General features: G+C 32.1%; 6 protein-coding genes. 3 read left to right on the top strand and 3 right to left on the bottom strand.

What is annotated here, in order from left to right:
• Positions 1-7: 7 nt before the first annotated feature.
• The gene (locus QBK95_RS07865; protein ID WP_280932342.1) at positions 8-3,643 is read left to right on the top strand and encodes an ABC transporter permease/M1 family aminopeptidase; all 3,636 of its coding nucleotides are present in this window, start codon (positions 8-10) and stop codon (positions 3,641-3,643) included.
• 83 nt (positions 3,644-3,726) lie between these two features.
• Here QBK95_RS07865 and QBK95_RS07860 read toward each other — a convergent pair whose 3' ends face one another.
• Positions 3,727-5,280 (bottom strand): M20/M25/M40 family metallo-hydrolase, encoded by a 1,554-nt coding sequence (locus QBK95_RS07860; RefSeq protein ID WP_280932340.1) that lies wholly within the window; start codon positions 5,278-5,280, stop codon positions 3,727-3,729.
• Positions 5,281-5,507: 227 nt separating this feature from the next.
• On the opposite strand from QBK95_RS07860, the gene QBK95_RS07855 reads away from it, so the two are divergent.
• Complete coding sequence (locus tag QBK95_RS07855; RefSeq protein WP_280932339.1) at positions 5,508-6,107, top strand: helix-turn-helix domain-containing protein; 600 nt, start codon at positions 5,508-5,510, stop codon at positions 6,105-6,107.
• 149 nt (positions 6,108-6,256) lie between these two features.
• Here the strand turns inward: QBK95_RS07855 and QBK95_RS22945 are convergent, their stop codons facing one another.
• On the bottom strand, positions 6,257-6,565 hold the full coding sequence (locus QBK95_RS22945) for a T9SS type A sorting domain-containing protein (protein ID WP_445012623.1): 309 nt from the start codon (positions 6,563-6,565) through the stop codon (positions 6,257-6,259).
• A complete protein-coding gene (locus QBK95_RS07850; RefSeq protein ID WP_280932337.1) occupies positions 6,466-9,876 on the bottom strand; it encodes a carbohydrate-binding protein in 3,411 nt (1,136 codons plus the stop codon). The genes QBK95_RS22945 and QBK95_RS07850 overlap by 100 nt, the downstream gene beginning before the upstream one ends.
• Positions 9,877-10,250: 374 nt before the next feature.
• Between QBK95_RS07850 and QBK95_RS07845 the strand changes: the two genes are divergently transcribed.
• Positions 10,251-11,903 carry a serine hydrolase gene (locus QBK95_RS07845; RefSeq protein WP_280932335.1) on the top strand — a complete coding sequence of 551 codons (1,653 nt, stop codon included), beginning with the start codon at positions 10,251-10,253 and terminating at the stop codon, positions 11,901-11,903.

Raw genomic sequence — 11,903 nt, 5'->3', positions numbered from 1 at the left:
AATGATTATGCTATTCGATATATTAAAATTTGAAATTAAATATAGGGTAAAACGTTATGATACCTATCTATATTTTATCATTCTGCTGTTGTATTCTATGCTAGCAGTAGATCTTATTTTTGAAGGAAATATAGAACCAATCAAAAGAAATGCTCCATACGTTATCGCTAGAACGATGACTATAAGTTCTGCTTTTTTTATGATGATAACCTCAATGATTATGGGAGTTGCGGCGTTAAGAGATTTTGATCATAATATGGAATCGTTAATGTTTGTAAACCCTATTAAAAAAAGAGATTATTTGCTAGGTCGCTTTTTAGGTTCCTTTGTGATACTATTGTTTATTTATTGTGCCTTGCCATTAGGTATGATATTGAGTGAGTTTTTGCCTTGGAGAAATAAGGACGCTCTATTGGCTTTTAATTTCTGGCATTATTTTCATCCATTTATTACTTTGATACTTCCCAGCTTGTTTTTTGGAGGAGCAATATTTTTTGTAAGTGGTGCTTTAAGCAGAAAATTAATGGTTGTCTATGTCCAAGGAATATTACTCTTAATGGTATATATGTTCTCGATGCAATTAGCTAATGCGTCAGAAAATCTATTTCTATCAGGACTTTTAGAACCTTTTTCATTTCAAACAATTAGTTTGGTTACTCAATACTGGACTGTTATCGAACGAAACAGCATGATAGTTCCTCTAGAAGGTATATTATTCTACAATAGAGTATTATGGGTGTTTGTTGGATTAATAACTTTAATCATAGGATATTATAGATTTAATTTTAATGTCATTAAAAATGGTGTTATAAAAAAGAATAACAAAGTTAAAATTGATAGTAAGAAGAAGACTACTGAAGAAATAGATGCCATACTTAATGGCGGCGATAGAACACCCTTACATTTTAATAAAATGCGTCTTTTATATCATCATTCATTGTTTTATTTTAAATCTATTCTAACATCAGTACCATTTTTGGTAATTACCGCTTGTGCATTAGGAATCCTACTAATCAGTTCAATAAGTTTAGATACATCATTTGGTGTGGATAGTTATCCAACCACCTATATCATTGTTGGAGAATTATTAGAAAACACAATTTTATTTTTCTTATTGATCATCATATTTTACTCTGGAGAGTTAGTATGGAAAGAAAGAGGTGCAAAACTAAGTTTGATTTATGATGCTTTGCCAGTTTCAGATAGTGTGTATTTGACGAGTAAATTAATAGCTCTTATACTTTCTTATAGCGTTTTGATGGTTCTTATGATCATAACGGGAATCTTTTTTCAAATTTCTAAAGGATATTATGAATTTGAATTGGGGTTATATTTCAGTTTCTTTTTCGTTGAAATACTTCCATTTCTTTTTCTTTTTTCGATGATCTGTTTTTTCTTTCAAACAGTAATGAATCATAAGTTTTTATCACATATTGCAGCTTTAATTTTTACGTTCTGTACGACCATTGGATTACAAGTACTTGGATATGATCACGGGCTATACAATTTAGGCGGAGCCAGTTTAGGAACCTATTCGGATATGAATGGATATGGTCATTTTTGGGAACCATATATTTGGTTTAAAATTTATTGGATTGCGTTTTGCACAATACTATTTATCGTAGCAATCATTTTCTCTGTAAGAGGAACGGAGTCTAATATAAAAAGACGTTGGAAATCAAGTAAATTAAGATTCACAAAACCATTAATACGATTCGGTATAGCTATCGTTTCAGTTTTTGTATTATCTGGATGTTACATATTCTACAATACAAATATTCTAAATGATTATTCAACTATCTCAACTCAAATAGCACATAGAGTAACTTATGAAAAAACATTAAAAAAGTACGATCAAATCTTACAGCCCAAAATAGTAGATGTTAATTTAAAGATAGAATTATATCCATATGAAAGAAATTATACTGCAGAAGGATATTTTATGTTAAAGAACACTAATGATACGGCTATTAAAGAAATCCATATCCAAAAAACACCCAATGATCGGGTGGAAATAGAATATTTGAATATTGAAAAAGGTGCGAATGTAAATAATCAACATCAACTCTATGGATATTATATATATGAGCTTCATCAACCCTTAAAACCAGGTGATGCTCTTAAAATGGAATTCAGACAAACTCATACAACTAAAGGGTTTATAGAAAATTCAAATACCAATATCATATATAATGGAACCTTTTTTAATAATTTTTACCTACCAACAATCGGATACAATGAATATATTGAGTTAGAAGATAATTCTCAAAGAGAATCTTATGGTTTAGAACCAAGATTGAGAAGAGCCAACATAAACGATCCTAAGGCTATTCTTGAAGGATTGTCTTCTGGAGATGGTGAAGAGATTAATTTTGAAATTATCTTAGGGACAGCTAAGAATCAAATTGCCTTAGCACCTGGATATTTACAAAAAGAATGGGAGGAAGGTAACCGTTCCTATTTTCATTATAAAATGGACACACAGATGTCTAATTTCTATTCGATAATATCCGCAGAATATCAAGTAATGAAAGATCAATGGATATCAAAAGAACAAGGAACTAGTAGTGCGATAGATCTTGAAATCTATTATCATAAAGGACACGAATATAATCTAGATAGAATGATGAATGGCATGAAAAAATCCTTTGACTATTTTGGGAAACATTTTAGCCCATATCAATATAAACAAATGCGGATTGTTGAATCTCCCAGCTACAAAAGTCGTGCTCAATCATTCCCCAATACGGTTCCATTCTCAGAAAGTATTGGATTTATCATGGATATTGATGATACAAAGGATGTGGATATGGCTTTTTATGTAACGGCACATGAAATGGCCCATCAATGGTGGGGACATCAAGTAAACCCAGCTAATGTACAAGGAAAGGCAATGCTTTCTGAAACCTTAGCACAATATGCTGCATTAATGGTATTAAAAGAAGAGTATCCTCAGGAAAAAGTGCAGCAGTTTTTAAGAACTAGCCTTGATAATTATTTAAAAGGACGAGCTAATGAAAAAATTAAGGAAATGCCGTTATACTTAGTAGAATCTGGTCAAGATTATGTTTATTATGATAAAGGAGTAATCAATATGTACGCTTTGCAACAGTATGTTTCAGAAGATAGTGTAAATATTGCATTAAAAAGGTTTATTAATGATTGGGATAGTTTTAAAGGCCTTAAAAAAACAAAAACCGATAGATACGCGACCACTAAAGATTTACTACCATACTTTAGAGAAGTAACACCTGATAGTTTACAATATCTGATTACAGATTTATTCGAAACTGTTACCTTATATGAAGGCAAAATTAATGAAGCGTCTTATACAAAAACAAAAGCTAATAAGTATAAAATAGAACTGGGTTTAGATATAATGAAATATCGTATTGATGGTCTAAAATCAGAAAAACCAGTAGCCATAAATGATTGGATTGAGGTAGGAGTATATGCAGAAAACATTGAAGGAAAGGAGGATTTAATATATTTTAAAAAACATAAAATATCAAGTCAATTTACATCATTAGAAATCATATTAGATCAAGAACCTACGAAGGTATGTATTGACCCTAAACATCTGTTAATCGATAAGAAAAAGGAAAATAATATTATTACACTTGGTAAACCTGAGATGTACTAATTAATATGCACATACGAAATAAAAAAACAGGCTGTTTACGATTATACAGCCTGTTTTTTATTAATAAGTATAAACTATAAAAATTAATTTATTCCTCCTTTACGATTCGGTGATCTTGGTGTAGGCCATTTTCTTTGTTCTCCAGTTCTAGAATTAACTGGTAACACGCTTTTAATTCGAGATGTTTTTTCAGGATCTTCGCTAGCCATATAGGTTAGTATGGCGGTAAGAATAGCATTATTACGAACATCATCAAAAATTATCTTATCATAAGTATCTCGATTCGTATGCCATGTATAATTCCAATAGGACCAGTTAAGTGAGCTTAAACTAAATGCTGGTGCTCCTGCAGCTTGAAAAGAAGCATAATCAGAACCACCTCTAGCAGGAGTTCCAGGAAAAGTAGTTTCTATATGTTGTGTAATTTCCTTAGGAACTGCAGCCAACCATCTGCTTAGATAATCATACGAATGAAGAAACCCACCTCCAGATAGTCGTACAACACGACCAGTACCATTATCTTGATTAAAAGATGCCTGTACACCTGCCACAATATCTGGATGGTCCTCTACAAAAGCTCTGGATCCATTTAAACCTTGTTCTTCGCTACCCCAATGTCCAACAAGGATGGTACGTTTAGGGTTAGGATAGAACTTTTTTAATAGACGCATAGCTTCCATCATAATTATAGTACCTGTACCATTATCAGTAGCACCAGTTCCGCCATCCCAAGAATCAAAATGAGCAGAAAGTATAACATATTCATTAGGTTTTTCTGTCCCTTTAATTTCAGCAATTGTATTAAAGGTTGGTACAATTCCTAATTCTTTGGATTCTGCTACAATATTGATTTTTGGTTTTTGATCAGATTTCACCAATCTATATAACATCCCATAATCTTCTAATTCAAGATCAACAGTGGGAATCTTCTTTGTGCGAGCACTAAAAATCTTATTTACTCCAAATCCTCTTGACCAATTAGAAGTGACAATACCAGCCGCACCAGCTTTTTCTAATGCTATGGGTAAAGTCCTTCGGTTATAACCTGTAATTCTCATGTTTTCTCGCCAAGCTTTAACTTGAGCATCACGAGCATCTTTCATTTTTGCAAATGATGTTTCTGTAGCAAATTCCTCCCAGTTATAATCAGGACGTCCTGTAGGTTGTAACATTGAGATAAGTACAATCTTTCCTTTCACCTTAGTCAACCATGCATCAAAACCCAATGAATCCTTTACATTTGTTGGAAGTACGATTAGCTCAGCAGTAACACCTTCTTCTGAAGTGCTAGGATTCCAAGCAAGTTGTGTTCCTCGTAAACTTTGAACACGAGGAGATATCATATCTATATGAGTAATACCACGTTCCCATCCACGCCATTCGCCCCATTTTTCATTTCTTGCACTAATTCCCCAATCTTTATATTTGGCAACTGCCCAATCATTCGCCTTTTTCATTTGAGGAGTCCCCACCAAACGAGGACCTATAACATCTGTAAGCTCATGAGCTAAAGATTCTAGTTTAGAGTTTTCATTAGCTTCTTTGATCATTCCCTCTATAATGGGATTCTTTTTTTGAGCAAATACTATAGTTGATATTAGTAATGCTATCGCTAATAATTTATAAGATGTTTTCATGTGTGATTTTTTATTGGCATAATTTACGATTATTGATTTGAGATTGAATATATCTTTATCAATAGTTTAAGAAAATAAGTTTTCTGGAAGACCACATAATCACAGATTTTATAGTATTTGATTAGAGTTTCATCGGTTGTATTATGATTCATAAACTATATTATATATTACATTTGTAAAACAAAACCTTATTTTGGTGAATTCTTAATGTTGTAAAAAGACTAATTATGCAGGTTGATAAGTCCGGTATTGTATTGGGTGAAAAAATAAGTGCTATTCGTAAAAGTAAAGGTTTATCACAAGAAGCATTGGCCGAAAAATCAAATGTTTCGTTAAGTACGATACAACGAATTGAGAAAGGTATAGTAAATCCAAGACCTTTTACTTTGAAAACATTGGCAGATACACTTGAATTAAACCTTTCTGAACTAATTCCTATAGACTCTGAAACACAACATACAATAACCAAAAAATCATCTTTAAAGCGTATTAACTTATCTGCAATAGTATTTGCTTTTATTCCATTAATAAATCTAATAGTTCCTTCTATAGTATGGAGAATGGACAAGAATGTGAATTCTGGAAATGCTATAGCTGGAAAAATTATTAGTTTTCAATTATTGTGGAGTATATTGACTATAGTGATGATCATTCTTTCACTTTCGTTATCTAATCTTATTATTGGTAATGCTGGAGATGGCCTTTATGTAGTTATGATAATTTATACATTATCTATTTTCTTTAATATTTTTACGATAGCTAGGACTTCTTCTCAATTAAATCGCGATAATAAGAACATTCTTTCTTTTGTTCCTAATTTATTCTAAAAATCGCTATGTAGTAACTATTAAAAAAAGAGCAAAAGAAGTGATAAAATTAAAGATGGAGGAAATTAAAGTTAAAAATCACTTCTAATTTCCTCCATCTCTATGATAAGCATATTTGCTTTGAACTATTTTTTATATGACTTAAACAGTTACTTTCGAATACTTATTTTCCTAAAATATGATTGTTTATTATCCAGTATTTTTAGGATATAAACACCAGTATTCAAGTGTTGTAAATTCAAAGCAGCGGATTCACCTTTTATATTTTCTGAATGTATTCGTATACCAGCTAAATTATAAACCTCTACTCGAGCTGAACCTAAACCAGAAACTGTTATGTTTAGTAAATCAGCGTTGTTTAAAGGATTAGGATATACAGAAGGAGCTCCTTTTGATATATTATCTTCAGGTAATTTATTATTTCCTTTAAAACGATCTCTACCAGCGAGCCATTCCATATCCCAGCAACACCTCTTAATAGACATCCTTCTACACCCATATCAACTCTTCCTGGACACAATGGTTCATCACTAGAGTCATTTATAGGTCCATTTCCACATTGAACATCATTATATATATTGTCTCCATTATTTCTAGATCTAAATAATGGATGTTTTTCTAATTCATCACAAATATCAACAACACTATATTGAGTTCCATTTACAATTACTTTCTTACTACCTAAATTGTGATCAAAATTAGTACTACACCAGCAAAATCCATTAGCCTCATAACTATCATGCCAAGAAACTCCTCCTGGATTCAAAGGAATATCTCCACAATCCTTTATTAAAATAAGATGTGCTACGTTGTATTCACAATCTCCACCTGCATATCTAGCAGCTACTTGATATTCTGCATTACCTAAGCCCGTAAAACTATAAGAACCAGCGTTGTCATTAACAGTAATAGGGTATGAGTTTCCTCCATCGATACTTAATTGAATTTGAGTATATGCATCCGAATCTTCAAAATTAATAGTAATTCGGCCATTATCGTTGCTACAACCAGGATTGGCTTGCGAGATTGAAAGTCCACCAAAAAAATCTGAACAATCTCCTCCTATAGTTGTACAAGCATATGCAGCAACATTAGGTCCAGTTACTTTCATATAATCAATATTACCAAGTCCTGAGCTGTTTGTAGCCTCAAGACGTATATCTTTTACTCCTGCAGAAAGATTTACTGTTACTGATTCTGTATCCCAACTAGTCCAATTTCCTGTATTGTTAAAACTTATATTATTTGCTATAGTGGATCCATCAACTACTAATTTTGCCGATCTGTTACTTGAACTGGCATACCTCCAACTAATTGTATATGATCCAGCAGTACCATCAATTTTCCAATTTATTCCATTACCAAATGCATTATCAGTATTAGCAAACCCTGTTCCTGTATGTCCCACATGATTATTGTCGATCGAACCATCATTAGAACAGAATCCAGTTGTGTTTTCCTGAATTGTAATTGTATTAGTATTATCCATTGGATATACCGTTAATATCTGTGTTACATTTGGAGCAGCATTATAGGTGTTATTTCCACCTTGTGAAGCGGTTATGGTAGAAGTACCGTCACTAACAATATGGATATTACCATTAACAATGGTTGCTACGTTTGTATTTGAACTTGTATAAGAAACTGATAAACCAGAACTAGCTGTTGCTCCTGGAGAAAAGTCTGAATCTCCAACCTCCTTGGTTGGTAAAGAGCCAAAAGAAATTGTTTGATCTAGTGTGTTGCTAGTTCCTTCAGATATACTAATATTCGAAATAAAATAAGTTTCTGAAGCTACACTAGTAGCACCATTGATAATAATCTCAATAGTATTGCCAGTAATATCATTAACGGAAACAGTCTTTTCTGAAAAAGCATTTACATTTTCAGAAATAAGCTGTTGTGAACCTCCATTTATAGTATAGTATATATTTAAATAATCTGCATTCTCCATAGATCCAATACCTTCAATGTCCATAGATACTTCAAGGCTTGAAGAAGCACAAGAAATATCAATAATTCCAGAACTATAGTTTACCACTTCATCAGAAATAGTAAAGTCGTTATCTGTCCAAGGAATTGAACACTCCGAAGTTGTAGAGGTTCCGTACAGGTTTGAAATATTTTGTTTGGTTATTCCTGGACCTTCGTAAGATGCAGACAAGACATTTCCTCCTGTTTTTTCAAAAAACTGAACTTCTATTTTATGATATCCAGCTTCTAAGCAAACTGTTCCAGATTCTTCTCGTGCGGCATGTAACCCGTCATTATCTACTACTTTAGTTCCATCGATCCAAAGTGAAGAGCCATCATCAGAAGTTGTATAAAACGTATAACTACCCTCATTTTGAATATAAATATATCCATTAAAACTTAGCCCAAAATTGTCTGCACTTGCAGCATTATTTAGATCAATAGATGATGCTATACCACTTGAAACGGGTGTAAGTGAACTGAAATTAGGTAAAGAATTCCAAGAACCTTCATAGTAATCATAATTTATTCCGTCTATTAGATCAGAAGGTGGTGTAACATCTGCCAAAGGTGAATTACAAGGATTTACTATTGTATCTTCTAAAAACTTAAACCAATCCACATCTAATAAATATCCATTTCCGCCAGTAAATACAAAATAAATATCCTGCTCTCCATTTACTGGTGATATGCCAGCTGTCAGAGTTTTCCAAGAGGTAAAAGATCCTGTATTGGTAACTTCTACTGTACCCAATAAAGTTCCTGAAACGCTTCCTTGTCTTATTTCTATAGTTCCTCCAGAAGTACCGCTCGATGCAGAAATTTCTATTGCATTAGCTCCAGAGCCAAAATCAACATTTTCGTATTGTACCCAATCACCGTTATTCACCCAACCAACAAAAGAATTGGTAGTTCCTGTTTGTATACCTGATTGTTCACAAAAATCTTCGGCTTCTATTCTTGTAAATGCATTATGACTGTCACAAATATCTACAGTATTTTCACCAGGATTAACAATATTATATCCATTAGGCCCATTATACCAAGAAACATCATCATAATATACGGTTCTTGTTTCGTTAGTATCATACTCAGAATCCTGAAAGTTATACTGTCCCATCTTTAAAACTGTTAATGAGCCTGCACTTTCAGAACCGAAATCTTCATTCGCGTTTCCTATTTTTGTATCGTTACCATCAAAATTTCCAAATCCAAAATTTATATTAGTTTTCTTGTACTTGCTCACTCCGTCAACCCAAATCTCAAATTTACCTTTGTTTTGATTGGATAAAATGAAATGAATAACAATAGGAACCTCCTGTTCATAAGGGAAATTTGGATATACTACTTCTTCAACATTACTGCTGCTTCCGCCATTGGATCTATGAATAATTGTTAAATCTCCATCTTCAATCTGTAGCATGGATTCCCAAGACCAAAACCCAGGAATGAATCCAAATATTTGCGCAATACCTGCTTTTTTATTTTTTGGATAATCAGCACCTAGTTCTAAATTCATACCATACCATCCTTCTTTATACGTTGTCCATTGATCTCCGCAAGCTTCAGCACCTTTATCCATTCTCGTGCCATTATATCCTTCTGATGTCCACCACGTTTTTAATCGTCCATTAACTACTTTGGAATAGTTAGGATTTTGAGTTGTACATACATTAAATGGACCAAGATTACCATTATCAAAATCATGAGATAATAGAATTTGCGCATTAGAAGTATTAGTAAGAAATAGAAGTATTCCTAATAATAGAAGTAGGGTATAATTTGAAGTTTTCATGGTTAAGATATATGGTTAGTGTTTTTATTTTTACAATTTTATTTCATAAAACTTGAAGTATATTGTAAGTGTACATTTTAAATATAAAATTGGTTAACCAATTTATAAGGCAGTAAAAATATTCTTTAATTCAACCCTATCTATTAATCTTTAGAATCCGTAAAGAATAATTTAGAATTCGTTCATAATGAATGAGTTTTTAATAAATAAGGCCATTTTTAGTTATAAACAAACACTGGTTGATTAACTGGTATTCAATGTTGTTAACATCAATGACCTATGAATGAGGTAAGAATGATGTACGTTTGACATAACCGCAAATCTTTCTTCATATTACTTTTATCATTCTATATAACCATTGGAATTATATATTTATGAAAAAGAATATCATTAGAATTAGCTTTATACTATTAGTTGTACTACTATCTTGGGGAACTATAACCACCTTCATTTCAGAGCCGAAAACCTTGGATGAACTGATGAGAAGTTATGAGAACCCAACATTAAATATTAAAATAAGAAGTCCGTTTAGTGGTACTATATTGGTTGCAAAAAAAAGTGAAATTATTTTTCATAAAGCTTATGGAGAATCTAATAGAGAAGCTAGTATCCCTAATACAATTGATACTAAATTTGGAATAGGATCAATTACGAAACAATTTACAGTAATGCTGGTAATGCAATTGGTAGAGAAGGGGCAAATCCAATTACAGGATACCATAACGCAATATCTTCCTTATTTGCCAAAAAGATTGACAAATAAAATCACAATTCATCAATTACTTTCACATACTTCAGGATTGCCACATTATAATGGACTACAAGCAATTGGAATTAGTTTACAGGAGTTTGGCAATACTAAGTATACTCCTAAAGAACTTGCACAATTAATAGGTCAAACCAAACTTATTAATAAACCTGGAACATCATATTCTTATAGTAGTTTGGGATATGACCTTTTAGGGGTAATACTTGAAGAAGTTTCAGGAAAAACATATGCGCAATTATTAGATGAATCCATAGTTAAACCATTAGGTCTAAAGAATACTGGATTTGCCGATAATGAATATGTAGAGAAGCATTTGGCAAAAGGATATAGTTATAAAGAGGTTTATGGATGGGAGTGGTGGTCATCAGAACATGGAGGGAAAACGACAGAAGCTCCTTTTAGAGATCAATCTACAGCATATGCTACTGGAGGTATTCATTCTACAGTTAAAGATTTGTTTATTTGGAGTGAAGCAGTAAAATCAAATCAATTATTATCTCCAGAATTCAGCAACATAATGTGGACTCCTAATAAAAAAGGATATTGCTATGGATGGGTAAGAAACTGGGATGATATTATTGAAAAAAATACTAAAGTTGCATTGTATGGACATGGAGGAGCTTTAGCAGGTAATAGTTCATTTATTGCATTATATGATGATGAAACTACGATTATATATCTTGCCAACAGAAGCAATCTAAAAGCTGAAGAAATTATCCACCAAGTATATTTACGAGCTAATAATCTAAAAGATGAATATCGATTAAAAGGATATCCAAATAGGGATTCATATTCTAAATTTATAAAATCTGGAGGAATCGTCGCTTTACAAAATTACTTTAATACATTATCAAAACATAGTGGTTATACAGTACATCCTTCTAGATCAACCATGAAAGGTGTAATTAATATTCATTTGGAAGCTGGAAAAATTAATATAGCTGATAGTCTAAAAAATGCTTTTCTTACCAAACATAATCCTGAAGAAAATCTACTAAATAGTTTAGGATATGATTTTTTATATTCTGACTATCCAGAGTTTTCATTAGATTTTTTCAAAACAAGTATTTCAAAATATCCACATTCCTCTAATGCCTGGGATAGTTTAGGAGAAGCATATTTAGTATTAAAAAAGTATAAGAAATCCATTGAATGTTATTCTAAAGCTGTCGCAATTGCAGAACGAGTTTCACATCCGCAATTAGAAAATTATAAACAAAACCTAAAAACAGCACAGTTAAAAGGAACCGCTAGATAA

It is taken from the genome of Aquimarina mycalae (assembly GCF_029906345.1).
GTDB lineage: Bacteria > Bacteroidota > Bacteroidia > Flavobacteriales > Flavobacteriaceae > Aquimarina.
Note: the sequence above shows the minus strand (reverse complement) of the source record. Positions and strands in the feature narration are given on the sequence as shown.